Genomic DNA, 24,384 nt, shown 5'->3' with positions numbered 1-24,384 from the left:
GAGGCTGCTATCATGATTATCGTTAATCTTGATGTCCAGCTGGCCAAGAAAAAGATGAAACTGGGTGAACTGGCTGATATCATCGGTATTACCAACGCCAACCTTTCCATTCTCAAAACGGGCAAGGCTAAGGCTATCCGCTTTAGCACCCTCAATGCTATCTGTCAGGCCCTTGATTGCCAGCCCGGAGATATCCTAGAATTTACAGATGATGAAGAATAAAAAAACTCCCGTCCTAGCCGATTCCATTCAGCTGAGGATGGGAGTTTTGCTTTTCTATTCAATCATTTGTGTTTCAGCTAGTTTCTTATACCAGTGAGCGGATTTCTTCGGATAGCGTTCCTGCGTTTCGAAGTCTACGTAGAATAAGCCGTAACGCTTTTCATAACCGTTAGACCAAGAAAACACATCCATCAGAGACCAGATAAAGTAGCCCTTGACATTAGCCCCGTCCGCAATCGCATCGGATAAGACTTCCAGATGCTGCTTGACGTAATCAATCCTAGCATCGTCGTAAACCGTATTGTCCACAAATTCATCTTTATAACCCAGACCATTTTCAGTGATATAGATCTTCTTGTAGTTGGGATAATCTTTCTTAATCCGCATGATCTGGTCATAGAGACCTTGCGGATAGATAATCCAATCCCAATCAGTTTTTGGTATATGGGTTGGAGATTCTCTGCGCCCTACACCCTTAATCTGGTACTTGGAGCTTCCCTTTTCGCCTTTTCCGTTATGGATAATTTCTGTTTCACCGTCAAAGTCGCGCATCCAATCACTCATATAGTAGTTGATGCCAAGGAAGTCATTGAGGTCTTTAGCCGCTTCTAGAGCTGCAAAGTCTTCATCTCGCAGATCCAGCTGACCACCATTGACCTTAAGGATATGATTCACTCCTGCCAGAGTTACATCTGAATAGTGCCCCAGATAAGTCGCATCTAGGATAAACTTGTTATGGATAATATCTTCCAACTCTGCTGCTCTGACATCTGCTGGATTTTCTGGATCGTAAGGATATTTTGTCGGAAGTGCATGAACGACACCAATTTCACCCTTGTATCCCTTGTCCTTATAGAGCTTAACAGCACGGGCATGAGAGACCATCATATTGTGATGGGATTGGAAAACCTTGGCCAAGTCATACTGGATACCCGGCGGGAATTTTCCGACTAAGTACTGACCATCACCAATGGGACCAATTTCATTGAAAGTTGTCCAATAGCGAACTTCTGGAAATTCTTCAAAACAGAAAGCCGCATAGTCCACAAAGTGCTCAATATTTTCTCGATTGAGGAAATCTCCATTTGAATGAAGGGCCTCTGGTGTATCAAAGTGGTGAAGGGTCACAAAAGGTTCTACATGGCGTTTGTGGCATTCTGCGAAAAGATTTTGGTAAAATTCCACACCTTTTGGATTGACCTCGCCATAGCCTGTCGGGAAAATCCGTGACCAAGCAATGGAGATCCGAATCCCATTGACGCCATACTCCTCAGCCAATTTCAGATCCACTGGGTATTTATGGTAAAAGTCACTGGCAGGTTCTGCCGTGTACCAGTAGTTATCCTCTAGGTACTTATCCCAGGCAACAGGTCCTTTTCCATCTGTGTGGGTTGCTCCCTCAGCTTGATAGGCTGCTGTTGCACCACCGAAAATAAAATCTTTAGGTAAGCTTTTTGTCATCTTATTTTCCTTTCAATAGCCTTTGAGGTGAAACAAGTAAGTAAATAGGTGAATAACAGGGGAATTGAACTTTGCTTCACCTCAAATGAACTAACAAATTAGTTGTTGAATTGCTCCTGAACGAAGGCCAGTGCTCCTTTACCATCACGGGTTAGTTTGATGTATTGGGCACCTTCAGTCTTAGCCAGCTTGATACCCAATTTATCAGTTTCGGCCTTCATATCTTCAAAGTTGGAGGCAACTTGAGGAGCCAGGATAACTAGGTCAAACTCAGGCAGCATTTCACGGTGAGCACCGTAGCCACCCGCTGCTGCTTTAACAGGAACATTGTATTCAGCTGCTGCTTTATTCAAAGCGTTAGCCAGCAATCCGCTAGTCCCACCGCCTGCACAGAGCACCAGAACATTGGTTTCTTCGCTAATATTGTTTTGCGCTGGAGCTTCTTCATCCACTCCTGCTTTTTCAAGGATAGCATCCGCTTTAGCAGTGTTAAAGTTAGCTGCTACTTTTTCTTTAAGAGCATCGTTAGCTTTGCCAGAACGTTCTTCTTCTAGGATTTGTTCGTCATAAACCTTGACAAATGGATAGTAAATAACCACATCCACTACGACAAGAAGGGCTGCAAGAACAAAGGACAGAAGCTGGAAGTTGGTACCCAGCACAATTCCCAGAGGTCCAGGTGTCACCCAAGGAAGGTTGGCTGAGAAGGAGTTCATGTTCAAAGTATCAACAAAGAATTTGAAAATCCATACGTTTGCGATAGGAGCAAAGATAAATGGAATAAAGAAAATCGGATTCAGTACGATTGGAGCACCAAAGAGAATTGGCTCATTGACACCGAAGAAAGTTGGAACAACAGATGCCCGTCCAATTGCACGGTTACGCTCGGACTTACAGATCCACATGAAGAGGAATGGAACAATCAAGGTCGCACCAGTACCACCCATGGTAACGATGAACATTTGAGTACCAGAAGTGATGACCTTATCCGCATGCTGACCAGCTTGAACTAGAGCCAAGTTGGCATCGATATTGGCATAAGTAATGGCAGCAATGGCAGGCTCAACGATAGACGGACCGTGAATTCCCACGAACCAGAAGAAGGCATAAGCACCAAAGATAAGAGTGATTCCCAGATAGCCATCTGCTGCTGAGAAGAGTGGAGCAAGAAGCGTTCCGATAGATTCTGCAACGGTTACTCCCAGACTTGCTTTAACTAGCAGTTCCAAACCGTAGAGCAGAACGACTGAAACAGTGAATGGAATCAAGTCTTTAAATACTTGGGAGATATTTGGTGGAACTTCTTCTGGCATGCGGATGGTGACATTATTTTTTACACAAACCTTGTAGACATTAACCGTAACAAAGGCTGCGATGAAAGCTGTCAAAAGACCTTTGGTTCCCATGAAGGCAGTTAGGAAGCCACCTTCCTTGGCAGGTTCAGCCGCCATGAGAAGGAAGCCGACCATAGAAGCCAGCATAGTAGACAAGAAGTTAATCTGGTTTGTCGCAGGCAGGTCGCGGTTGACAGAGTCTGTCAAAGCCTTAGCAGTGGTTCCACCCACAAAGAAAGCCAGAATCCCCATCGAATAGCTATAAGGAGTCATTAGGAAAGTTTCAATGTCCTTAGACCAATGGAAACCCCAAGCATTTGGCACATAGGCAATCAAGATAAAAATAGATGAGAAGAGGATGACTGGCATACCAGCGATAAAACCATCCCGAATAGCACGGAGATAGATATTCCGAGAAATCTTCTCAAAGAAAGGCTTCCCTTTCTCAATAAGTCCGATGAGTTTGTTCATTATTTTACTCCTCTTTTGTATAGTTCAATCAAATGGTGCATCATGTCTTTTAGCAAGATAGTAGTCATTAAGTGGTCTTGGCCGTGCATCATGGTCACACTGTAAGCCAAGTCCTCACCAGCCGCTTCTTTTGTCAAGAGACTGGTCTGAGCATGGTGAGCTTCAGCGATGCAACCATTGGCTTCTTCTACCAAGGCATCTGCCTTAGCAAAATCCCCAGCCTCTGCGGCTTTCAATGCTTCCAGGAGCTTGGAGCGAGCGTCACCAGCGTAGGCCACAATTTCAAAACCGAGCAATGTTACTTCTTCTCTATTCATGAGAGTTCCTCCTTGTATTCTTGTGTAAAATTTTATTATTATTTTCTATTATAAAAGGCGTTGAATATGCAGCACCAGGTAGACCCGTTCGCTGCGGTAGAGATCAATTCCCGTCTTCTGGGCAATGATGTGGTAAATATCACTTCCGACCTGATAGGCTTGAGGATAGGTCATCTGGATCTGACTTTCCATTTCCAGCAGGGAAACATTGTCATCACGGCTTCTGTCCAGATAGTCTAAAAAGTAGTTCAGGTGAATCATAAAACGGTCATAAAAGTTGCTGTTTTCTGCACTTCTTTTAATGCCATTTTTCTTCAGCTCTGCTTCAACTGCAGCCAGAATATCTTTTCGCTTGCCCAAGTGACTTTGCCCCTCGGGATTAGTCTCCCCTTCAGCATTGATAAAGTGATAGGCAATGCGATTGACCTCGTCGCTAGGGAAATGATCCAACAACCGCTCGCGGTATATCGCTACCGCTTCCTGAGCAATCTGATAAGGGACAGGGTATTTGTCCGAAGCATCTGGCAGGTCACTCTCCTTGTACCGCCCCTGCTGCAGAGCCTGATAAGAACAGTAGATGTGATCCGTCAGCGTGACATAGATATACTCCTGGACAGGGTAATCATACTTCTTAGAAAGGGTGTCAATCACATCATAGGTTACTGTGATAAAGTCCAGCGGAACATCTTTGAGCAAGGCCACAAAGTTTTCTTTAGACTCTTCCGTTCTTAGGCGAAAGATTTTCTCAATCTTACTTTCCAGAACGATATCGCCCTTCTTTTTATTAAAAGCTATACCACTGCCAATCAGAACAACCTCTTCACCATTTTCATGTTTGGCTAGAGCAACATTGTTGTTCATAGGATGTATGATTCGATACATATCTCCTCCTCTTCATTTTCTAGGGTTCTGGCAAAACAAAAAGACCACAAACAAACCGAGGCTATATCTTCCCTCAATTTATTTGCGGTCACGCCTAATCCAACTTAGTAACGCTCACCCTATTCAATTTCTGATTTCATTATAGCATATCAGTCGCAGAATGTAAACCCTTACTTTATTTATATTTCAACAAATTTTAAGCTCTTTCTTTCCAAGAAGTAGCTGTTTTTTGAAGAACCTTGTTGAGTTCATCAATATTTTCAAATCCTGTTGTACGAAGCCACTTGCGAGCTGCTTCTTCGCCTTGCTCAATGTAGTCTTTAACGCTACCAGCCCAAGTCGCACGTCCACAAAGAACGCCGTTGAAGTTAGCACCTGACTCATGAGCAAACACAAGAGTTTCTTGGAAGAGTTTTGCTGATACACCAGCACTCAAGTAGATGTATGGCAGGTTCGTTGCCTCATCTTGTTCCTTGAAGAAGGCAGCTGCTTGTTCTTTAGTATGCACCACTTCACCATCACCAAAGCCTTCAACGTATTTAACATTGACAGGAACTTCCACTTTCAAGACATCAATATTGAAACGTGGATCAGAGAAGACCTTCATAGCTCCGATAACCTTGTGAGGCTTGACTTTAGCATACTCAGCGCTGGAAGCATCCGCAATCTTTTCATCGTAAGCCAAGATTTCAAGGAAGAAAGGAATATCTTCAGCCACACACTCAGAACCCACACGCTCGATATAAGCCTGCTTTTGCTGGTTGAGTTCTTCAGAGCTGTCTACATCATAGTAAAGAAGGAATTTCACCGCATCCGCACCTTGTTCTTTGATGCGTTTTGCAGACCAAACATCCAGACAGTCTGGCAGGCGCTTGGTGCTTGAAGTATCATAGCCTGTCTTTTCATAGGCCAATAGCAAGCCAGCATTCTTGTCCAAAGCCTTAGTAGCAGGCAGTCCATACTCAGGATCCAGCAACATAGATGAGGCATAAGGAGTTAGCTCTTCTGCGACCAAAACTTTCAGTTCTTCCATTTGAGCTACTGTTGGTTCTGCTTCCTGGTGTTGAGCCATGAGACGTTTCAAAGCACCACGTTGGTCAAAAGCCAAGGCAGAAATGATGCCATGCTCATCAGAAAGTTTTTCCATGTACTTACGTTTTTGTTCTGTTAATACCATTCTTTATACCTCTTTTACTGTGATTTGATTGTATAGTCCATCGTAGTTTTCAACGTTGACATGACCAGTCATTTTTTCTTGGGCATTGAGCATGCCCAGAACATTTGCTTTTTTGAGCAGAGAGACATCATCTTCTTGATGACTCAAGGCTGAAGAGATCCCTGCAACAGTTGAGTCTCCAGAGCCAACTGGATTGACCACTTGGATTTTAGGAATATCTACTTTATAGAAAGTATCCCAGTGCTTAGCAAAAGCTCCATCTGCACCGAGTGATACGATGATCCACTCGATTCCATCAAAGAGCGGTTCTGAAAGGACAGCTTTTAACTCATCCAAATCTTTGGAAACTTCGCGACCCAACAACTGAGAAAATTCCTCATTATTAGGTTTGATGGCAGTTGGTTTGACATCTGATTTGAGTACAGCTTCCAGAGCTGCTCCAGAGCAATCCAACACCACCTTATTGCCAGCTTGGTTAGCCATTTCAATCAGCTGGATATAGTATTCTGTCGGCAGGCCCGCTGGCAGACTGCCCGAGATACTGACAACATCCGCCTCAGCCATCAAAGACCGGAAATGCTCTTGGAAATCCCTTGCCTCATCTGCTGTAATAGTCGGACCGGCTTCAAGGATTTCTGTTTGCTTGCCTTCGTGTAAGATAGCAATGCAATTCCTCGTATTTCCCGAAATATTATAAAATAATGGTCGTACAGCTTGATGAAGATTCTGCAAGAGAAATTCACCATTGGTCCCACCAATCAGTCCCGTCGCAGCGGCATTATCTCCAATTTCTGCCAAGACCCTGGTTACGTTGAGACCCTTTCCGCCTGCTGTTTTACTGACTTCTGCAACACGATTAACAGTATCTATTTTCAATTCTTCTAAAGGATAGGAAATATCGATAGAAGGATTCATTGTCACTGTAAGAATCATCTGGCTACCTCACTAGTCGTGATACTCTCCACGATCCCATTTTTCAAGAAATTCTGTAAAGAAGTTGGCATCTGTTTGATGAGCATTGTGAGTCTCAACGTGCTCAATCTTAGCAATCAGCTTCTTGTTTTCTTCGGTTGGTTTATATTCCGCATGGATGAAAGCTTCAATGATATCACACATGAGGAGCTCACCAGTAATTTTTCCACCAAAACCAATAACATTCGCGTTGAGTTCTTCCTTAGCATAGAGAGCTGAAGTCATGTCACGTACCAAAGCTGAACGAACACCAGGAACTTTATTTACAGCGTTGTTGATACCGACACCTGTACCACAGATACAAACACCAAGATCAGCTTGTCCACTAACGACTGCCTCCCCTACTTTTTTACCAAAGATTGGGTAGTGAGTACGTGTATGGTCATAGGTACCAAAATCAAGAACTTCATAGCCTTTTGATTTTAGAAAATCTGAGACTGCCATTTTTTCATTGGTAACGATATGGTCACATCCAATTGCAATTTTCATTTGATTTCTCCTTTTCTTAGCACATCTTGTTGAGCATATCAACTCGGATTTGGTGGCGACCGCCGTCATATTTTCCATTGACAAAGCCTTTGGCAATGTTCTTAGCTAGCCCTTCACCAACGATTTCAGCTCCCATTGTAATCATGCGAGAGTTGTTATGACCACGAGTCATGTAGGCAGAGCGTTCATCTGAGACTTCTGCCGCAACCATGCCTTTGATTTTGGTCGCTACCATGAATGGACCAGCTCCATAAGCGTCAATGACAATACCAAGATTCTCCTCTTGTTTATTCACCTCAGCCGCAACTGCAAGGGTCACATCAACAAAATCTTGACCTTCTTTCGTCACATCCACCACTTCAAAGTTTTCTCCGACGAGAAAATCCTTGACCACATCTTTCAGCTTGCTTCCAGCAGCATCTGCTCCAATAATAATTGCCATGAGCATTCTCCTTTGTTTGATTTTTGCACAGAATATTGTTTATAAAAAACACTTTTTGTTTCCTATAAGCATACTATACTCCTTTAAAAGTTATTTGTCAACATATTTTTGTTTATTTTAATCAAAATATTTTTAAAGATGATTAAAATAAACAAAAAAAGCCCTAAAAAGAGCTTTTTGATAATTTTTTCATCCATTTAAAATAAACTAGGAAATAATCTTGGTATAAACTTCCAGTTCTTCCTGAGCATTTTCAGACATCTGGTCCGTGATAACAGCTGTAATATCTGCCAAAGGACAGATAGAAGTGAAATCTTCCTTGCCAATCTTTGAAGAATCAATCAGCAGGTAGGTCTCTGTCGAGCGCTCCAAAGCTAGCTTCTGGGTGTAGGCTTCTTCAAAAGAAGAAGTCATAATCTGACCGTTTTTGATACCATTGCCGCTGAAAAACATCTTGGTAAAATACATCTTATCCATGATAGCATTAGTCATCTCGCCGACAAAGGCTTGAGTCGCTTCCCGCATTTCTCCGCCTAGAAGAAAGACTTTGAAGGTATCCGACTTCTTCTTCAGAAGATCGTGAAAAATCGGTAGACAGTTGGTAATCACACGCAGATGCTGATTGGTGATTTCCTCAGCCAGCACTTCCACAGAAGTCCCCGGACCAAGAAAAATAGTATCGCCATCTTCAATCAGCTCCACAGCCTTCTTGGCAACAGTCCGCTTGGCCTCGATATTCTGATAAAGCTTCTCTTCATGAGGGATTTCCCTGTACTTGAGGTGCTGATTACTTTTAGCCCCACCGTGAACACGAGTCAGCAGCCCTTTACTTTCCAGCTCAATCAAGTCCCGCCGAACCGTCATGTCGGAAACCTTCATAGTCTCCACAATCTCCGCAACCGTCACCGTTCCCGCTCGATCAACCAGCTTAACTATTTCGTCTTGTCTCTGATTTTTACCCATACTTTATCCTCTCTATACATTGGTTTTGTTTATTATAACTCATTTTTCTGTTTTTTTCTATATTTTTTGTTTGTTTTAAACAAAATAGAAGGTTTGTGATATGGTATCGGACATAAAAAAGCACCTCGCAATGATCTGCAAGATGCTTTTATACTACATATATTTTTAATAAAAAAGGATAGCAAAAATTGCCACCCAATTTAAAGGTAAATCTTACCCCCAAAACTTTATTATGAAATCCCATCTGCTTTTATTATCCTACTTCTTCTGATCCAAAATCGCAGTTCCCAGACTAATAACAACCAGAAAAGCTGCTAATAAAGGGTTAAGTGGAAAAAGAATGACAACTAAAAGCAGCAACAACGTAAGTGATGCAATTTTCACTGTTTTCATAATATAACTCCTAAAACTTTTTCAATAGAAATTATACACATATATATATAGTTTGTCAAGCGATTTCACAGTTTTTTTATAGTTTTTTTCTTTAGGAAAAAAATTCTCTAACTACTGCTTATAATAATATTCGTCAGCAGGTGCATTTCCTATGTTTTGACCGAATAATAATCTTGGCTTAGCTTCATCAGATTAATCACCATATGGATTTCTAAAACCGATTTTAAATAAAGCAATCATTGCTCCAGTATTACCTGCACGTATATTGAGTGTTGGAAACTTAGCATTTGAAACAGAATTTGGAGAAATAGTCTCATTTCTGCTTGTTTTTCCACCAGAAGTTATGGTTACTTCTTCACCACGCCCATTTTTCCAAACTCCAGCTAAAGATTCAAAATCACCCTTCATAATAGCTTCCACATCTAAATCATGCTGCAGAATAGAACCATCTGTATTATTCAGAGATTCATCTTCATCTCCCTCTTTCGTCCCGAAGAAATCCTTTTGGTTGGCAAAGACCATTTCATGATTTGGGTTACCATCAGACATCGTAATAGTAACCAGAGGATTCTGCTTTTCTTTATACTTGAAAACACGAACTGTTATGGTAAAATCTGTATTCCCATCTGATTTTTGCATCTTGTCTGATGCAACTAAAGTTCCTCCTTCCGTCTTCCATTCAGTGGTAAACCGAGCGGATACTACTCCATCTGGAGTTCTATAGCTAATTTCCCATTTTTTCTCACTTCCAGTAAGTTGAGCCTTTTCACCGGTATTAGCAATATAATCTCCTACAATACTTATTCCACTTTCTGAATTAGTAGAATGTGCAGATGAATTGGATGTAAATGACATCACTTGTTTTTCATCAGTTCTCTTTTCCACCTTAGAACCAAAGAGGAAAAAAATCGTTACACCTATAATTATTATCATTATTGTACCAATTATATATAAAAGTTTAGTCCTGCCCCACTTATTCATTACTTGACATTCCTCCGGTTTCAAACTTTTATTATTAGTATACTCTATTTCATTCTCTTAGTAAAACAGATGAATGAAAATCTCTCACATATAGTAATCTATCCAAGCTATTATTTTGCCTTTTCTCAAAAATTTCTAAAGAAAAAACCGCTTATGCGATTTCTTCTCTCTATATATAAGATAAACTTATTTCGTATTATCAATCAACTAACAAAACCGTTTTAAAATCTCTTTTATCCAATCAAACTGCCATTTGGGACCTTTTCATCCACAGTAAGGAGAGTCAGTTGGTCACCGTGTTCAGCTGAGAGAATCATCCCTTGGCTGATATATTTTTTCATCATCTTACGTGGTTTGAGGTTGGCAACGATTTGAACTTTCTTACCGACCAGTTCTTGCTCGTTTGGATAGTATTTCGCAATTCCTGAGAGGATTTGACGGTCTTCACCATCACCAGCATCCAGGCGGAACTGAAGAAGTTTATCCGAGCCTTCAACTTTAAACACCTCTTTGACTTCTGCGACACGGATTTCCACCTTATCGAAGTCGTCAAACTTGATTTCCTTGCGGTTAAGTTTGAGCTCGACTTCTTCTGGATTCCATTCTTTTTCAACCGCAGGTTTGTTGCCTTCCATTTGTCCCTTGATATAAGTAATTTCTTCTTCCATATCCAGACGTGGGAAGATTGGTGTCCCTTTCTCTACAACTATCAGACCTGCTGGGAGTTGGTCAATTGCTAGATTTTCCAGAGAAGCAGCTTGAGGCAAGCCAAGTTGACTGAGGACAGCCTTGCTCGTTTCCATCATGAAAGGCTCAATCATGTGGGCCACAACACGAAGACTGGCAGCCAAGTGGCTCATAACACTTGCAAGTTGATTGCGGAGGGCCTCATCCTTAGCCAAGATCCAAGGAGCAGTTTCATCAATGTATTTATTGGTACGAGAGATAAGCGTCCAGACTGCTTCTAGGGCGCGTGGGTAGTCTACCGCATCCATGTGTTTGTAGTAGTCATCGATAGATTGAGCTGCTACCTGAGCCAGAGGTCCGTCAAAGTCTGTCACATTTTCTTCATAAGTTGGTACTTGACCGTCGAAGTACTTGTTAATCATGGAAACAGTACGGTTGAGGAGGTTCCCAAGGTCATTAGCTAACTCATAGTTGATACGACCCACATAGTCCTCAGGAGTAAAGGTTCCGTCTGAACCAACTGGAAGACTGCGCATGAGGTAATAACGCAGGGCATCCAAGCCATAGCGTTCTACCAGCATTTCAGGATAGACCACATTGCCCTTGGACTTGGACATCTTGCCATCCTTCATGACAAACCAGCCGTGAGCAATCAAGCGGTCGGGCAGCTTAATATCCAGCATCATGAGCAAGATTGGCCAGTAGATAGAGTGGAAACGCAGAATATCCTTGCCCACCATGTGGAAGACTGTTCCATTCCAGAATTTATCGTAGTTAGCATGATCATCCTGACCGTAGCCAAGTGCTGTCGCATAGTTGAGTAGTGCATCAATCCAGACATAAATAACGTGTTTAGGGTTAGATGGCACAAGTACGCCCCAAGTAAAGGTCGTCCGAGATACGGCCAAATCTTCCAGACCTGGCTCAATGAAGTTTTTCAGCATTTCATTAAGACGACCATCAGGAGTGATAAAGTCAGGTTGAGATTTGAAAAATTCTACCAAGCGGTCTTGGTACTTGCTGAGACGAAGGAAGTAAGACTCTTCTGATACCCACTCCACTTCATGTCCAGACGGTGCGATTCCGCCGGTTACCTTTCCATTTTCATCACGGAAGACTTCTGCCAGCTGGCTTTCGGTAAAGAATTCCTCATCTGATACAGAATACCAGCCTGAATATTCACCCAAGTAGATATCATCTTGGGCTAAGAGTCGTTCAAAGACATCAGCTACAACCTTTTCATGGTAGTCATCTGTCGTCCGGATAAACTTATCATAAGAAATATCCAGAAGTTTCCAGAGTTCCTTGACCCCAACTGCCATACCATCTACATAAGCTTGAGGACTGATACCAGCCTCCTCTGCCTTGGCCTGAATCTTCTGTCCATGCTCATCAAGACCAGTCAGATAGAAAACATCGTAGCCCATGAGACGCTTGTAGCGAGCCAGAACATCACAAGCAATGGTGGTATAGGCAGACCCGATGTGTAGCTTACCAGATGGGTAATAAATAGGTGTCGTAATATAAAACGATTGTTTCTCAGTCATTTTTTAATCCTTTCAAGGCTAATGAAACCTTTTTTGATAGCACTTCATTATATCATATTTTGTTAAGTTTGCGAAAAGACATTCATTTACAATAAAATCAATTAAAAAACCTAGAAAATATTCTAGGTTTAATAGGTCACAACATTCAAGTTGCCACTTTCATACTCTGCGATGAAGATATTCGAAATATCGGTGTATCCGTCTTTAGCCAGTCTCTCCACCAGCCACTCTTCTGTTTTATCAATAGACTCCAGAATATCAATTTGGACAACACCATCTGAGATAAGGGGATATTTAGGATTCTCTTCACCAGCTTGTACAATAATCAGCTGGCCGTTTTGCTCTATAACCGCCCGTTTGACCTGCTTGAGCTGGAAAATACCTTGGCTGCGTAGCTTCAAAGCTACATCTGCTGCTGAAAGACCAACAGAACGGCAGGCTTCGGGACTCAATTTCCCGTGCTGAATCAACGTTGTCGGCTTGCCATCAATCAAATGCTTAACCGCACGAACATTGTTATTGAGCCACTTTAGGGTCAAGACCAAGATGGTCCACATGATGAGAATGACTGCATACTGAAGAATGTTAATGGAGCTATTGTAAATCACCCCACCGATAATACCACCAAGAACATAGTTTTGAATCTGGTCGATCGCTGAATTAGGCGCCAGATTTCCTTTTCCCGTCACGTTGATGACAAAAACTAGTGAGAAAAGCCCCAGCGCTAGTTTAATTAGGATTTCAAGAAAATTCAATGTCATTTTTCAACCTCCACTATTTCGATATCTGTCGTCTTATGCAAGTCAATTTTTTCAAGCAGATATTTATCCGGCTCACTACCGCTCATAGCCCGATAAAAGTTCTTGCCGACCTTCAAAATCGCTCCATCCGTCGCGGCTGAAGTATTGACATAGACCTCTGACTTATCCACACCCAAATCTTCTGAAATGACCTCAATAAAATGCAGAGAGGTTTGAAACTGGTTGTTAGAGTCTTGGTCAGTCTGAAAATTGCTAATGCCAATCAAGACCATGGCCACCAAGGCCAAAACAGAAATAATGGCTAATTCCCGGAATTTTGAATCGCGCTTATTGCGATAGGCCTTAAAAGCAAAAAATCCTGTCACAAGCAGCAGCAAGACAGAAAGTGCAACTGTCACCCAGTTTTGCTGGCTAATCTGACTCAAAACATAATCATAAGAATAGAATTTCATGGTTTCTTCCCTCTATTTTTCTAGGATAATTATAGAAAAATTTTCATTATTTTTCAAGCTTTCTTACAATCACTTTGCTATAAATCAGTCCTAAATTTTGTTATAATAAACTCAGCAAACTTCTACTAGAAAAGGAAATTTTATGAAACTCATCTCTTGGAACATTGACTCTCTCAACGCTGCATTAACCAGTGATTCTGCCCGAGCTAAGCTCTCTCAGGCCGTCCTCCAAACCTTGCAAGCAGAAAATGCAGATATTATCGCCATTCAGGAAACAAAACTGTCTGCGACAGGTCCGACAAAAAAACACTTGGAAATCTTGACAAATCTTTTCCCAGACTATGAAAACACTTGGCGCTCCTCCCAAGAGCCAGCCCGCAAAGGCTATGCAGGAACTATGTTCCTCTACAAAAAAGAACTGACGCCAACCGTAACCTTCCCAGAAATCGGTGCTCCATCAACCATGGATGTTGAAGGTCGCATCATTACGCTTGAATTTGACGGCTTCTTTGTCACTCAGGTTTATACGCCTAATGCTGGCGATGGACTCAAACGCTTGGATGACCGTCAAGTCTGGGATGCCAAATACGCTGAATACTTGGCAACACTAGATCAACAAAAACCAGTCCTCGCTACTGGCGACTACAATGTGGCCCACAAGGAAATCGACCTGGCCAATCCAGCCAGCAACCGCCGTTCACCAGGCTTTACTGACGAAGAGCGCGCTGGCTTCACCAACCTGCTGGCTAAAGGCTTCACCGATACCTTCCGCCACTTGCACGGCGATATCCCTAACCAATACACTTGGTGGGCACAGCGCAGCAAGACTTCTAAAATCAACAATACAGGCTGGAGAATCGACTACTGGCTGACCAGTAACCGTGTAGCTGACAAGGTAACCAAGTCTGATATGATTGACTCCGGTGCGCGCCAAGACCACACACCGATTGTCATGGAGATTGAACTCTAAGGAGAAAACGAATGGACTATCAAGCCGTCATTCCCGAATTTGTGGTATCCAACATCGAAAAGTCGCGCCACTTCTACTGCGACTTGCTGGGATTCTCTGTCGAATATGAGCGTCCAGAGGAGAAATTTCTCTTCCTCTCGCTTGAAGACTGCCAACTTATGCTAGAAGAAGGAAGCACAGAAGAATTAGCCCAACTGACCTATCCTTTCGGACGTGGTGTCAATATTTCCTTCGGCATTGAAGATGTCCCTCAGCTCCACAAAAAACTGCTGGAAGCTGACTATCCTATCCATCGTCCGCTGACAAAAAGAGAATTTCGAGTGGGAGATAGTTTTATTTATCCCCATGAATTTGCGATTTTGGATCCAGATGGTTATTTTTTAAGATTTAGTGAATAAGAAAAGGAGGCTGCTAGCCTCTTTTTCAGTAGGTAAACATGAATTGACAGACCTGTAAATCCAGTGGCAAAAACCTTTGCTAAATCCCATGAAATCAACATGTCAAAGAATTTTGATAGTCATTTTTTGTATAATTGAGTAGAATAAAATCAGAAAGCGAGGAAATCTTATGCAAGTCGGAAAACAAATCCAGCACTATCGTAAAGAGAAAAATTTATCTCAAGACGATTTAGCTGAAATAATCTTTGTCAGCCGTCAATCCATTTCCAACTGGGAACGCGGCGCAACCTATCCTGATATTCAAAATCTGCTCTTACTGAGCAAGGTCTTTGAAGTGTCATTGGACAAACTAGTCAAAGGAGATTTGGAAACCATGAAACAAATTATTCACGACCAAGAATTTATGCGCTATCAAAAAGATGGAGCGGTTTTTACCATTTTACTGATTGGCAGTCCTATAATAATGATTCCACTAATTCTTTATTTGGATTGGTTTGGTATCGCTATTAGTTGCTTGATTTTTGCTATCACAATGTTCTACGCCCTACGCATTGAGAAATTCAAGAAACAGCATAATCTTCGTACCTTTCGCCAGATTGTCGCCTATGATCAAGGACGCAGCCTGAGCGAGATTGAAGAAGCTGAGGAAAGGGGCAAGGCTCCTTACCAAAACATTATCCTTCCTGTTCTATTTAGCCTTGGAATTGGCGCTATTGCTCTGTTGTTTTCTTGGTTCTTACTTACTTTCTTCCCTATCAAGTAAAAGCGAAGTCATCAGACCTCGCTTTTTAAATGTCTTTAAAGTTATAGAGTTGCGGATAGTGATCGCACTCGGGATTTTTAGGATGGCAGATGGCACGTCCAAAGTAAATCATGGCCTGATGGGCTGGCAGCCAACGTTCCGGCGGAAGGACATCCATAACTCGCTTTTCTACCTCTAGTGGCGTTGCCGACTTTTTAACGATATCATGGTGCTTGCAGATGCGCTCCACATGGGTATCAACAGCAAAGGCTGGAATACCAAAGCCCACACTCATGACTACATTGGCTGTCTTGCGACCAACTCCGGCCAGACTTTCCAATTCTGCCCGCGTTTGTGGTACTTGACCGTCAAAGTCGTCCAAAAGCTGCTGGGCGCATTTCTTCAAAAACTTGGCCTTGTTTCGATAGAGACCCAGACGGGAGATGTATTTAGCAATGTCTGCTTCACCAGCAGTAGCCATATCCCGCGGACTTGGATAGGCTTCAAACAGAGCCGGCGTTGCCTTATTGACCGCAGCATCTGTCGTCTGAGCCGACAGCATGACCGCTACCAAAAGCTCAAAGTGATTGCGAAAATCCAGACTGGGCTTGGCGTCAGGGAAAAGAGCAATAATCTCTTCAATCACATGACGAGCCCGTTTTTTTGATAAAACCATGATTCTTCTTTCTATGATTGAGATAGATTTATTATATCATGAAAGGAAGAAGCATCCAAAAAACTTGATTGAGAAAGCAGCTGTTCTTAATACTTTACAAACCTAACTCTCCATACGCCTTCCGGTAGCCAATCTGCAAGATTTGGTTATCTCGAACCAGAAGCGGTCGTTTAATCAGCATGCCGTCTGTCGATAATAAATCAGCAGCTTCCTGGGCTGTCAAATGCGGAACTTTTTCTTTGAGACCCAGTTCACGGTATTTGAGACCACTGGTATTGAAAAAAGACTTGAGCTCAAAATCCGAGTTCTGGATCCAGTCTAGGAGTTGGTCCCGGCTAGGTGTATTTTGGACAATATCCACTGCCTCAAAATCCACTCCTAATTGATTGAGCTCAGCCTTGGCCTTGCGGCAGGTAGAGCATTTTGGGTATTCGATAAATTGTAACATTGTTTTTCCTCCGTCCCTATGATAGCCCAGCTAGCTCCTTCTTGTCAAGCCGAGACTCATTAGAAAAAGCCGACAAGTGAAAGGCTCATCGGCTGCTACAGACGCATTCCATAAAGAAACACTGTCTATTTCTCGATTATTTTTTAATCAAACGCACGCGCACAATATTGTCGCTATTCTCAAATTTATCAACCAGCTCCTGAATCTTGCTTTCGTCTGACTCATCCAAATCCAGCAAAGTATAAGCATAATCACCCTTGGAACGATTGATGATATTGTCGATATTGATATTTAAATCACTGACCGCTGTTGAAATCCGAGCCACAATATTCGGTACATTTTTGTTAATCAGGGTAATCCGATAAGGCGCTGAGAGAGCCTGACGGACATTAGGGAAATTCACAGAGTTGATAATCTCGCCTGTTTCCATGAAGCGACGAATAGTCTTGCCGGCCATGATGGCACAGTTGAGCTCAGCTTCTTCGGTCGATCCACCCAGATGCGGAAAGACTGTAATCTGCGGATGACGGAGTAGCTCTTCTACACCAAAGTCTGTGATATAACGCTTGACTACACCAGCTTCTAAGGCATCAAAGAGGGCAGTATTATCCACCAGCTCACCACGGGCAAAGTTGATGAGGGTTGTTCCCTTTTGCATGAGACCAAAAGCAGCCTGATCAAAAGTAGCGCGTGTATCATCAGTCAGGGGCACATGGATAGTGATATAATCACTCTTTTCAAAGATTTCCTTAATGTCTGCTACCCGCTTGACATGGCTAGAGATATTCCAAGCCGTTTCAATGGATACATAAGGATCATAGCCAAGGACATTCATCCCCAGACGATAGGCATCGTTAGCAATACGGCCGCCGATAGCTCCTAACCCAATGACTCCCAAAGTCTTCTCTGCAATCTCTGTCCCAGCAAACTGCTTCTTACCAGCTTCCACTTGCTTGGGAACATCATCACCAGAAAGGCCATTAGCCCAGCTGTTAGCTGCGATATAGTCACGTGCAGATAGGAGAATAGAAGCCAATACTGCTTCTTTTACCGCATTGGCATTAGCTCCTGGCGTATTGAAGACTACAATCCCCTGAGCCGTTGCCTGGTCGACAGGAATATTATTGGTTCCTGCACCTGCTCGTGCAATGGCTTTGAGCTTGCTTGGAAATTCCTGTCCATGCAGGTTTTGACTGCGCAGGATATAAGCATCTGGATTGTCCGACTTATCTCCGTCAATCTGAAAAGCATTGCCCAGCTCCTTAAGTCCGATTTGATTGATATTGTTAAAGGTTTTGACACTAAAGACCATAATTTCCCTCTCTTAAGAATTTTCTTCTTCAAATTTCTGCATAAAGGCAATCAAGTCCTTGACACCTTGGAGCGGAAAAGCATTGTAGAGACTAGCTCTCATGCCGCCTACGCTGCGGTGCCCCTTGATATTCTTGAATCCCGCTGCTGCAGCCTCTTTGTTAAATTTGGCGTCCAGCTCTTGGCTAGGAGACACAAAGGGAATATTGGCGACTGAGCGCTGCTCCTTATAACGGACTGGACTGCGGTAAAAGTCTGACTGCTCAATGAAGTCGTACAAAAGGCCAGATTTTTCACGATTACGCTTTTCCATTTCTGCTACGCCACCTAGCTCCTTAACCCACTCAAAGACCAGTTTGGCCATATAGATGGCAAAAGTCGGTGGTGTATTGTAAAGAGAGCCATTGTCCGCCTGAATGCGGTAATCCAACATGCTAGATAGAACTGGTTCGTCATCTAGCAGGTCTTCTCGGATGATGACAACTGTCACGCCGGCAGGTCCAATATTCTTCTGAGCCCCAGCATAAATCAAACCAAAATCCTCTACTCGGTACTGAGCAGCAAGAATATTAGAAGACATGTCCGCCACAATCGGCACGCCATTAGTCGCAGGAAGGTCATAAATAGCCGTTCCTTCGATGGTATTATTGGTTGTCAGATGCACATAAGCCGCCTGCGGATCAATATCCTTTTCATCAAAAGAAGGAATTTCCGTGTAATTTAAATCCTCTGACGAAGCCAAAAGAATAGGCTCAAATGGAATGAACTTAGACAGCTTGACTGCTTCAGTGTAAGCTTTCTTTCCCCAAGATCCAGCCACTAAGTAGTAGGCCTTGCCGCCTTGGGCTAGATTAAGGGGAATCATACTAAACTGGGTAGAAGCTCCCCCCTGCAGAAAGAGGACGCGGTAATTGTCCGGAATATCCATGAGCTCACGCAGCAAGCTCTCAGCTTCTTTGATAATATCGTCAAATTCTTTGGATCGGTGGGACAGCTCCATCACACTCATGCCACTTTGGGCATAGTCTAAAAACTCAGCCTGAGCTTTTTTCAAGACTTCCTTGGGCAATACTGCCGGTCCAGCAGAAAAATTGTAAATCGTCATATCCTACCTCCAAAATTTATTTTGTATATCATATCACAAAGTTTAGAAAATATCTATTTTATTTCAGAAATCTAGCACTTTTTTAGCCAATTCCCGAACATTATTAATTTATGGACAAACGAAATCTGCTGTCTAATCTAGCTAACAAAAAAATCCTGAGTTTAAGTCAGGATTAAATAGTCTTACTAAAAAGCTGAGTTGCGCTTTTTCCAATTCTAAAAGAGACAACTGGTTGTATTGAGAAATTTCTGAGAGTCTACCAATCCTTATTTTCATGATAAACCGCATAGAGCTCGCTCTTGTTCCTGCCGTATTTCTTCGCCACTTCCTTGATGGCCTGATTTTTTTTGCTGCCGGCTTCAACTAAAAGATCAATTTCAGCTAGGATCTGCTCTTGAGATATGTCTTGAGGAGCATCTTCTGTCGCCCCAGCTACAATCAAGAGACACTCTCCTTTAGGCGGATGTTCAGCCGTATAGGCCAACAGCTCTGAAATCAGCCCTCGCTGATACTCCTCATGAATCTTAGTCAGCTCGCGCACCAAGACGACTTGGCGGTCACCATAAACCGCCAGCATATTTTCCAGCGTCGCCCGAACCCGATGAGGGGATTCGTAGAAAATCTGAGTCTCAGGATAGGACTTTTTGCTAATGAAAAATTCCTTCTGCTGGCCAGCCTTTCTAGGCAGGAAACCATAGAAAATATGCGGTTGGGGGGCCAATCCGCTAGCAATCAAGGCTGTTATTCCAGCGCTAGGACCAGGAATCGGCACTACAGCAATTCCAGTTTCTAGCGCTGCCTGAACCAAATCATGTCCAGGATCAGAAATGCTGGGCAGACCAGCATCTGAAACCTGGGCTATATCATTTCCGCTTTGAAGCATGTCCAAGAGAACTGGAATTTTCTCCTTGGCATTGTGCTCATGAAAGCTGATCTGTTTAGTCTCAATCCCAAAATGCTTGAGCAGAAGGCCCGTATTTCTCGTATCTTCAGCCGCAATCCTGTCAACCTCTTTCAAGGTATTGACCATGCGGATGCTCATATCATCCAGATTGCCGATAGGAGTCGCGACCAGATAGAGTTTGCCGTAGGCAGTTTCGCCCTTAAAACTTTTTTGAACCTGCATCACTACTCCCTAAATAACAATTCATCGCAGAACATGCATTCTGCATCATTCTCCCGGCGCTGACCGTAGAAATCCGTACAGACATGAAAGCCGTCATAGTAAAGCTTACGCAGATTATCTCGGTTTTTCTTGGTCTTGGCCGGAGCTTCCTTCTCCACCTCTCCCAAGCGCTCCCTCAACTTGTCATTTTCCAGATGCAGAGCAATATTTTCCTCTACCACACTCTTGAGATTTTTCTTGACAGCCTCCACCTCAGCAAGGGTCACTAAAAGCGTCTGTGAAAAATCATCCAAGGCGTCAAATAAGTCTTTTTTATCCATTTTATACTCCTGTGCTGCCTCTTTTTACTTTCCCTTCAAAGTCATATATTCTAAAGCGTTTTGAAAAGATACATTGGCCCGCCACATCTTCCGAGCTAGCAAAAGCAGCTCCAAGGCCTGTCGACCGTTTTCTGTTGCTATCTCTTTATAAAATAACACTTCCAAGAGCTTGAAGACCTGTTCCTGCTTCTCCTTATCATCAGCCAGCTTTGCTAGACGCGAAACCTGCAGAAATGCCTGACTAGAGCGAGTCTGAAAATCCTTGACAAAGCGCTCGCATTCGCTGACTAATTCAAAAAAGGCGTTATTATGAGCCAAGCTTTCCGCTTCTGACTGAGTCTGACTATAAGCAGCTAGTAGCTCCGCTCGACTTTTAATCAAGCCATCCTGTTCCAAACTGTGCTGCAGAGCAGCTGTATTTTTCAAGAAATGATAAACCTGAGTCCGACTTCGAATCGTCGGCAGAATCAGCTGTTCATCAGCAGTCAGAAGAAAGATATAAATCTCACTCTGCGGTTCCTCAATGACTTTGAGCAAGGAATTGGCTGCATTGACGTGCATCCGATCCGCATCGCAGATAATGAAAACCTGCCGACTGCCTTCTAAGCCACTTTGAGAGAAGTTTCGGACCAGCTCCCGAACTCGGTCTGTTTTAATAATGTTATTAACCGGTCGCACCACCGTTACATCAGAAAAATCTTCTGCTGCAATCAAATGGCAAGTACGACAGGACTGACAAGGCCAGATGCCCTGCTTATTCTCACAAAAGAGACTCTGGGACAGGATTTGGGCCATTTCAAAACTGCCAAAAGCTCCGGTAAACAAGTAGGCATGACTAAGCCGCCCCTGTTCCAGAATATGCTGAAACTGCTCAAACAAGCTGGGCTGGCTTTGCTGTAAATCTTTTATCTTCATGACAGATTCCCAAATCGTTCCTGAATGATGGCCAAACTATCAGCCACTACCTTATCTAGTGGTTGACTGGCATCCACCTTGATGAAGCGCTCAGGCTCTTTGTCAAGAATCGCCAAATAGCCCTGCCGAACCCGCTCGTGCAGGTCTAAACCTTCCAGATCAAGCCGATTCACCTCTCGGCTCTCACTCTTAGCAATCCGTGCCAGCCCTTCTTCCACATCAATATCAAAATAGAGGGTCAAATCAGGCTTAAGTCCATCTGTCGCAAACTGATTGAGCCATTCAATATCTGCCACATCCAGACCCCGTCCGTAGCCCTGATAGGCCACTGAACTATCAATAAAACGGTCCATCAAGACGATTTTCCCTTGCGCCAATGCTGGCAAAACCCGCTCAGCCAAGTGCTGGCGGCGGCTGGCAATGTACAGCAAGAGCTCAGTCTTAGCATCCATAGCCGTATGACTAGGTTCCAAAATCACTTCGCGAATGGCCTCCGCAATCTGGACGCCGCCCGGCTCCCGCGTCGTAATAAGACCAGTGCCATAATTTTTCAAAAAAGGAAGCAAGGCTTCCAACACACTCGACTTTCCAGCCCCTTCCGGACCTTCCAACGAAATCAAAATACCATTTTTCATCTTTACTTTTAATCTCTAACTTCTATTTTTTGTTCTTTATAAGAAAATGCAGATAAGACTTGCCCTAAAGCTTGATATAAGCTACTTTTACAGCATGTCCAAACGGCTGAGCAACCTGATAAGAGCCGAATTCGTCAGCTCATTATTTTCATCCTACTCTTTTTTATCTATTGTTTATTTTACCAAAAAAAAAGCTAAAAGCCCATCATAAGAAAAGACTTTAAAAATTTTTTCAAAGTGTTTCACAAAGGCTAAATTTTTGATAAAATATATTCAGAATAAATTTCTGGAAATAGATTTAGGAGGATGTTATGTTTAAATTAAAAAACGTACTGGCCATCATTTTTGGGGCTGGAATTTTTTCTTTTGGGATTCATTATTTGGTCATTCCCTTTCACTTATATGAAGGTGGCGCGACAGGTCTGACCTTGATTGCCTACTATCTATTTAAAATCCCTGTCTCGACGACCAACCTGATTATTAACATTCCTCTCTTTATTATTGCTTGGAAGCTACTGGGCTCGCGAACCCTCTACCTCAGCATTCTAGGGACCTTCTCCGTATCTGCTTGGCTCAAGATTTTTGAAATCCTACCTGCCTCCAAACACCTGCAAAACTATTTCCTCTCAGCTCTGGACGGGGATGTTTTACTGGCCTGTCTTGGAACAGGGATTGTTTTAGGGATTGGACTGGGCATCATCTTCAATGCTGGCGGAACAACTGGCGGTACTGATATTGTAGCCCGCATCTTTAATAAATACACTAGCATTTCCATGGGCAAACTCATGCTGACTGTTGATTTTGTGGTCATCACCTTGGTTCTCCTTGTTTTCAAAGACCTACGCATGGTGTCTTATACCCTGATGTTTGTCTTTATCACCTCGCGCGTCATTGACTTGATTGCAGAAGGAGGCTTTGCCGGCAAAGGATTCCTTATCGTTACCAGCAAACCGGCAGAACTGGCTGAAGCTATCAATAACAAGCTGGATCGTGGAGTGACCTTCCTCAAGGGGCAAGGCTTCTATAGCAAGCAGGATCTCCAGATTGTCTACTGTGTTGTTTCCCGTAATGAAATGCAGCAAATGAAGAAACTCATTAACCAAGTCGATCCATTTGCCTTTACAACTATTACCGAAGCCCATGAGATTTTGGGCGAAGGCTTTACTTTAGATGCTAACAAACAACCTATTGTACGTTAAAAACCTCATCCATGATGAGGCTTTTTTATCGCTTATAAGGCTTTTGCTGAAGTGTGTGTAATATCAGCCAGTTCAATAGCATGCTCCTCAAATTTTTTCTTGAGAAGCGCCGTATCTATATTACCAGCTAACTGTACTTCAATGATAATTTTTCCATCCTTGCGTGGGATATTGACGGTATTGGAGATGTTGAGATTTTCTTCCACCAGAAGACGGATAATCTGCTCAAGAACCCCAACCTTATTCTCAGTGACAAAGCGCAGACGGACTCCCTCTTCACCATAGCCAGATACTTCTAAGAAGGCTTTGAAAATATCACGGTCAGTAATAACCCCGTAAAGTTGCTCATTGTCCACGACAGGAAGGATACCAATCTTATTTTTCAGCATCAGATAGGTCGCATCTTCCAGACTGGCAAACTGAGAAATCGTGACCACATCACGAATCATAACATCACCAACCTTGGTTTTGTTGAGAAGATAATTCATCTCGTAAATGGACAGACTCGTTGCCTTAGATGGACTAGCTTCTGCAATCGTTCCTTCTGTCACCAGTCCCACTAGTTGGTCATTCTCAATCACCGGCAGCCGGTGGAGTTTCTGCTCACGCATCATATCTGCTGCATGAGCAATCGTAGTATTTGGGCTGATATAAACCACCTTACGCGTCATAAAATCTTTAACTGCCATAAAAGGTCCCTCTACTTCCTATCCATAATTCTTATACTTATTATACTTTATTTTGAAGCTGATTTCAAACGCTTCCAAGGCCTTTGCCTAAGTTTTCAAAATTTAGAAAAATCCCGCGATTGGAAAAATTGAAGATAGGAAATGGCTAACTAAACTATTTTAAGCATCTAAGATAAGAAAAAGGTCCATTGGACCTTTTCTAAATGTTAAGTTACTATCGCAACTTTCTATCAACAACCTAAAAATGTCTCCCAGACATTTTAAAGAAAACTCACTACCGCGAGTTCCTATTTGCAACC

The 24,384-nt window shown here is 42.8% G+C and carries 28 protein-coding genes; 5 read left to right on the top strand and 23 right to left on the bottom strand.

The annotated features are described in order from the left end of the window. Positions 1-12 precede the first annotated feature (12 nt). Positions 13-222 carry a helix-turn-helix transcriptional regulator gene (locus AX677_RS07545; RefSeq protein ID WP_002894739.1) on the top strand — a complete coding sequence of 70 codons (210 nt, stop codon included), beginning with the start codon at positions 13-15 and terminating at the stop codon, positions 220-222. Positions 223-276: 54 nt separating this feature from the next. Here AX677_RS07545 and lacG read toward each other — a convergent pair whose 3' ends face one another. From lacG to AX677_RS07480, 14 genes are all read right to left on the bottom strand, one after another. Continuing rightward, the gene (lacG, locus tag AX677_RS07540) at positions 277-1,683 is read right to left on the bottom strand and encodes a 6-phospho-beta-galactosidase (protein ID WP_060976698.1); all 1,407 of its coding nucleotides are present in this window, start codon (positions 1,681-1,683) and stop codon (positions 277-279) included. A 98-nt stretch (positions 1,684-1,781) separates the two neighbouring features. Then, positions 1,782-3,488, bottom strand: a complete 1,707-nt coding sequence (locus AX677_RS07535; protein WP_002905954.1) for a lactose-specific PTS transporter subunit EIIC — start codon at positions 3,486-3,488, stop codon at positions 1,782-1,784. Next, complete coding sequence (locus AX677_RS07530; protein ID WP_002894735.1) at positions 3,488-3,805, bottom strand: PTS lactose/cellobiose transporter subunit IIA; 318 nt, start codon at positions 3,803-3,805, stop codon at positions 3,488-3,490. The genes AX677_RS07535 and AX677_RS07530 overlap by 1 nt, the downstream gene beginning before the upstream one ends. A 48-nt stretch (positions 3,806-3,853) precedes the next feature. Beyond that, positions 3,854-4,687, bottom strand: a complete 834-nt coding sequence (locus AX677_RS07525; protein WP_060976697.1) for a PRD domain-containing protein — start codon at positions 4,685-4,687, stop codon at positions 3,854-3,856. A 196-nt stretch (positions 4,688-4,883) separates the two neighbouring features. After that, entirely contained in the window at positions 4,884-5,864 is a 981-nt protein-coding gene (gene lacD / locus AX677_RS07520; RefSeq protein ID WP_060976696.1) for a tagatose-bisphosphate aldolase, read from the bottom strand. 3 nt (positions 5,865-5,867) lie between these two features. Beyond that, positions 5,868-6,797: a tagatose-6-phosphate kinase gene (locus AX677_RS07515; protein ID WP_060976695.1), complete on the bottom strand. Its 930-nt coding sequence runs from the start codon at positions 6,795-6,797 to the stop codon at positions 5,868-5,870. A 12-nt stretch (positions 6,798-6,809) separates the two neighbouring features. After that, complete coding sequence (gene lacB / locus AX677_RS07510) at positions 6,810-7,325, bottom strand: galactose-6-phosphate isomerase subunit LacB (protein ID WP_002894723.1); 516 nt, start codon at positions 7,323-7,325, stop codon at positions 6,810-6,812. 16 nt (positions 7,326-7,341) lie between these two features. Beyond that, positions 7,342-7,767 (bottom strand): galactose-6-phosphate isomerase subunit LacA, encoded by a 426-nt coding sequence (gene lacA, locus AX677_RS07505; RefSeq protein ID WP_009659075.1) that lies wholly within the window; start codon positions 7,765-7,767, stop codon positions 7,342-7,344. 207 nt (positions 7,768-7,974) lie between these two features. Then, a complete protein-coding gene (locus AX677_RS07500) occupies positions 7,975-8,730 on the bottom strand; it encodes a DeoR/GlpR family DNA-binding transcription regulator (RefSeq protein ID WP_060976694.1) in 756 nt (251 codons plus the stop codon). 258 nt (positions 8,731-8,988) lie between these two features. Next, complete coding sequence (locus AX677_RS09585) at positions 8,989-9,123, bottom strand: hypothetical protein (protein ID WP_004193031.1); 135 nt, start codon at positions 9,121-9,123, stop codon at positions 8,989-8,991. Positions 9,124-9,315: 192 nt separating this feature from the next. Further along, positions 9,316-10,104 carry a DUF6287 domain-containing protein gene (locus AX677_RS07495; RefSeq protein ID WP_231730789.1) on the bottom strand — a complete coding sequence of 263 codons (789 nt, stop codon included), beginning with the start codon at positions 10,102-10,104 and terminating at the stop codon, positions 9,316-9,318. A 233-nt stretch (positions 10,105-10,337) separates the two neighbouring features. Next, positions 10,338-12,338, bottom strand: coding sequence for a methionine--tRNA ligase (metG, locus tag AX677_RS07490; protein WP_060976693.1), 2,001 nt, complete (start codon positions 12,336-12,338; stop codon positions 10,338-10,340). 128 nt (positions 12,339-12,466) lie between these two features. Then, positions 12,467-13,099: a DUF421 domain-containing protein gene (locus AX677_RS07485; protein WP_060976692.1), complete on the bottom strand. Its 633-nt coding sequence runs from the start codon at positions 13,097-13,099 to the stop codon at positions 12,467-12,469. Further along, on the bottom strand, positions 13,096-13,551 hold the full coding sequence (locus AX677_RS07480; RefSeq protein WP_002897090.1) for a DUF3290 family protein: 456 nt from the start codon (positions 13,549-13,551) through the stop codon (positions 13,096-13,098). The genes AX677_RS07485 and AX677_RS07480 overlap by 4 nt, the downstream gene beginning before the upstream one ends. A 142-nt stretch (positions 13,552-13,693) precedes the next feature. Here AX677_RS07480 and AX677_RS07475 point away from each other — a divergent pair, with 142 nt between their 5' ends. From AX677_RS07475 to AX677_RS07465, 3 genes are all read left to right on the top strand, one after another. Then, positions 13,694-14,521 (top strand): exodeoxyribonuclease III, encoded by an 828-nt coding sequence (locus tag AX677_RS07475; RefSeq protein ID WP_002899813.1) that lies wholly within the window; start codon positions 13,694-13,696, stop codon positions 14,519-14,521. 11 nt (positions 14,522-14,532) lie between these two features. Further along, complete coding sequence (locus tag AX677_RS07470) at positions 14,533-14,919, top strand: VOC family protein (RefSeq protein ID WP_002899811.1); 387 nt, start codon at positions 14,533-14,535, stop codon at positions 14,917-14,919. Positions 14,920-15,088: 169 nt separating this feature from the next. After that, on the top strand, positions 15,089-15,682 hold the full coding sequence (locus AX677_RS07465) for a helix-turn-helix domain-containing protein (RefSeq protein WP_060976691.1): 594 nt from the start codon (positions 15,089-15,091) through the stop codon (positions 15,680-15,682). Positions 15,683-15,707: 25 nt separating this feature from the next. On the opposite strand, the gene nth is transcribed toward AX677_RS07465, so the two are convergent. The 8 genes from nth to tmk all read right to left on the bottom strand — a co-directional run bounded on the left by nth (position 15,708) and on the right by tmk (position 22,197). Continuing rightward, positions 15,708-16,337, bottom strand: a complete 630-nt coding sequence (gene nth, locus AX677_RS07460) for an endonuclease III (RefSeq protein WP_002905087.1) — start codon at positions 16,335-16,337, stop codon at positions 15,708-15,710. 94 nt (positions 16,338-16,431) lie between these two features. After that, positions 16,432-16,785 carry an arsenate reductase family protein gene (locus AX677_RS07455; RefSeq protein ID WP_060976690.1) on the bottom strand — a complete coding sequence of 118 codons (354 nt, stop codon included), beginning with the start codon at positions 16,783-16,785 and terminating at the stop codon, positions 16,432-16,434. A gap of 136 nt (positions 16,786-16,921) precedes the next feature. After that, positions 16,922-18,097, bottom strand: coding sequence for a 3-phosphoglycerate dehydrogenase family protein (locus AX677_RS07450; RefSeq protein WP_060976689.1), 1,176 nt, complete (start codon positions 18,095-18,097; stop codon positions 16,922-16,924). 12 nt (positions 18,098-18,109) lie between these two features. Next, positions 18,110-19,201: a 3-phosphoserine/phosphohydroxythreonine transaminase gene (serC, locus tag AX677_RS07445; RefSeq protein ID WP_060976688.1), complete on the bottom strand. Its 1,092-nt coding sequence runs from the start codon at positions 19,199-19,201 to the stop codon at positions 18,110-18,112. A gap of 256 nt (positions 19,202-19,457) precedes the next feature. Further along, positions 19,458-20,327 carry a 16S rRNA (cytidine(1402)-2'-O)-methyltransferase gene (gene rsmI, locus AX677_RS07440; RefSeq protein ID WP_060976687.1) on the bottom strand — a complete coding sequence of 290 codons (870 nt, stop codon included), beginning with the start codon at positions 20,325-20,327 and terminating at the stop codon, positions 19,458-19,460. Between the two features lie 2 nt (positions 20,328-20,329). Further along, positions 20,330-20,647 carry a DNA replication initiation control protein YabA gene (gene yabA, locus AX677_RS07435; RefSeq protein ID WP_002897077.1) on the bottom strand — a complete coding sequence of 106 codons (318 nt, stop codon included), beginning with the start codon at positions 20,645-20,647 and terminating at the stop codon, positions 20,330-20,332. A gap of 24 nt (positions 20,648-20,671) precedes the next feature. After that, the gene (locus AX677_RS07430; RefSeq protein ID WP_060976686.1) at positions 20,672-21,562 is read right to left on the bottom strand and encodes a DNA polymerase III subunit delta'; all 891 of its coding nucleotides are present in this window, start codon (positions 21,560-21,562) and stop codon (positions 20,672-20,674) included. Then, the gene (gene tmk / locus AX677_RS07425) at positions 21,559-22,197 is read right to left on the bottom strand and encodes a dTMP kinase (protein ID WP_060976685.1); all 639 of its coding nucleotides are present in this window, start codon (positions 22,195-22,197) and stop codon (positions 21,559-21,561) included. The genes AX677_RS07430 and tmk overlap by 4 nt, the downstream gene beginning before the upstream one ends. Positions 22,198-22,508: 311 nt before the next feature. Between tmk and AX677_RS07420 the strand changes: the two genes are divergently transcribed. Beyond that, positions 22,509-23,396, top strand: coding sequence for a YitT family protein (locus AX677_RS07420; protein WP_060976684.1), 888 nt, complete (start codon positions 22,509-22,511; stop codon positions 23,394-23,396). A gap of 32 nt (positions 23,397-23,428) precedes the next feature. Here AX677_RS07420 and AX677_RS07415 read toward each other — a convergent pair whose 3' ends face one another. Further along, positions 23,429-24,085 carry a CBS domain-containing protein gene (locus tag AX677_RS07415; RefSeq protein WP_060976683.1) on the bottom strand — a complete coding sequence of 219 codons (657 nt, stop codon included), beginning with the start codon at positions 24,083-24,085 and terminating at the stop codon, positions 23,429-23,431. Positions 24,086-24,384: the final 299 nt, after the last annotated feature.

Origin of the sequence: Streptococcus sp. CCH8-C6, assembly GCF_001557225.1 — a bacterium.
Classification (GTDB): domain Bacteria; phylum Bacillota; class Bacilli; order Lactobacillales; family Streptococcaceae; genus Streptococcus; species Streptococcus sanguinis_C.
The sequence above is the reverse complement of the archived record's forward strand: the minus strand, read 5'-3'. Positions and strand labels throughout refer to the sequence as shown.

Excerpts from the sequence above, each read along its gene's own strand:
- AX677_RS07535 (WP_002905954.1), bottom strand. The coding sequence starts at position 3,488 with ATGAACAAACTCATCGGACTTATTGAGAAAGGGAAGCCTTTCTTTGAG.
- AX677_RS07420 (WP_060976684.1), top strand. The coding sequence starts at position 22,509 with ATGTTTAAATTAAAAAACGTACTGGCCATCATTTTTGGGGCTGGAATT.
- lacA (WP_009659075.1), bottom strand. The coding sequence starts at position 7,767 with ATGGCAATTATTATTGGAGCAGATGCTGCTGGAAGCAAGCTGAAAGAT.
- AX677_RS09585 (WP_004193031.1), bottom strand. The coding sequence starts at position 9,123 with ATGAAAACAGTGAAAATTGCATCACTTACGTTGTTGCTGCTTTTAGTT.
- AX677_RS07485 (WP_060976692.1), bottom strand. The coding sequence starts at position 13,099 with ATGACATTGAATTTTCTTGAAATCCTAATTAAACTAGCGCTGGGGCTT.
- AX677_RS07515 (WP_060976695.1), bottom strand. The coding sequence starts at position 6,797 with ATGATTCTTACAGTGACAATGAATCCTTCTATCGATATTTCCTATCCT.
- AX677_RS07480 (WP_002897090.1), bottom strand. The coding sequence starts at position 13,551 with ATGAAATTCTATTCTTATGATTATGTTTTGAGTCAGATTAGCCAGCAA.
- serC (WP_060976688.1), bottom strand. The coding sequence starts at position 19,201 with ATGACGATTTACAATTTTTCTGCTGGACCGGCAGTATTGCCCAAGGAA.
- AX677_RS07525 (WP_060976697.1), bottom strand. The coding sequence starts at position 4,687 with ATGTATCGAATCATACATCCTATGAACAACAATGTTGCTCTAGCCAAA.
- AX677_RS07530 (WP_002894735.1), bottom strand. The coding sequence starts at position 3,805 with ATGAATAGAGAAGAAGTAACATTGCTCGGTTTTGAAATTGTGGCCTAC.
- AX677_RS07455 (WP_060976690.1), bottom strand. The coding sequence starts at position 16,785 with ATGTTACAATTTATCGAATACCCAAAATGCTCTACCTGCCGCAAGGCC.
- rsmI (WP_060976687.1), bottom strand. The coding sequence starts at position 20,327 with ATGCAGGTTCAAAAAAGTTTTAAGGGCGAAACTGCCTACGGCAAACTC.
- yabA (WP_002897077.1), bottom strand. The coding sequence starts at position 20,647 with ATGGATAAAAAAGACTTATTTGACGCCTTGGATGATTTTTCACAGACG.
- AX677_RS07495 (WP_231730789.1), bottom strand. The coding sequence starts at position 10,104 with ATGAATAAGTGGGGCAGGACTAAACTTTTATATATAATTGGTACAATA.
- AX677_RS07470 (WP_002899811.1), top strand. The coding sequence starts at position 14,533 with ATGGACTATCAAGCCGTCATTCCCGAATTTGTGGTATCCAACATCGAA.
- AX677_RS07500 (WP_060976694.1), bottom strand. The coding sequence starts at position 8,730 with ATGGGTAAAAATCAGAGACAAGACGAAATAGTTAAGCTGGTTGATCGA.
- AX677_RS07415 (WP_060976683.1), bottom strand. The coding sequence starts at position 24,085 with ATGGCAGTTAAAGATTTTATGACGCGTAAGGTGGTTTATATCAGCCCA.
- AX677_RS07430 (WP_060976686.1), bottom strand. The coding sequence starts at position 21,562 with ATGAAGATAAAAGATTTACAGCAAAGCCAGCCCAGCTTGTTTGAGCAG.
- lacB (WP_002894723.1), bottom strand. The coding sequence starts at position 7,325 with ATGAAAATTGCAATTGGATGTGACCATATCGTTACCAATGAAAAAATG.
- AX677_RS07465 (WP_060976691.1), top strand. The coding sequence starts at position 15,089 with ATGCAAGTCGGAAAACAAATCCAGCACTATCGTAAAGAGAAAAATTTA.
- nth (WP_002905087.1), bottom strand. The coding sequence starts at position 16,337 with ATGGTTTTATCAAAAAAACGGGCTCGTCATGTGATTGAAGAGATTATT.
- AX677_RS07545 (WP_002894739.1), top strand. The coding sequence starts at position 13 with ATGATTATCGTTAATCTTGATGTCCAGCTGGCCAAGAAAAAGATGAAA.
- lacD (WP_060976696.1), bottom strand. The coding sequence starts at position 5,864 with ATGGTATTAACAGAACAAAAACGTAAGTACATGGAAAAACTTTCTGAT.
- AX677_RS07475 (WP_002899813.1), top strand. The coding sequence starts at position 13,694 with ATGAAACTCATCTCTTGGAACATTGACTCTCTCAACGCTGCATTAACC.
- AX677_RS07450 (WP_060976689.1), bottom strand. The coding sequence starts at position 18,097 with ATGGTCTTTAGTGTCAAAACCTTTAACAATATCAATCAAATCGGACTT.
- lacG (WP_060976698.1), bottom strand. The coding sequence starts at position 1,683 with ATGACAAAAAGCTTACCTAAAGATTTTATTTTCGGTGGTGCAACAGCA.
- metG (WP_060976693.1), bottom strand. The coding sequence starts at position 12,338 with ATGACTGAGAAACAATCGTTTTATATTACGACACCTATTTATTACCCA.
- tmk (WP_060976685.1), bottom strand. The coding sequence starts at position 22,197 with ATGAAAAATGGTATTTTGATTTCGTTGGAAGGTCCGGAAGGGGCTGGA.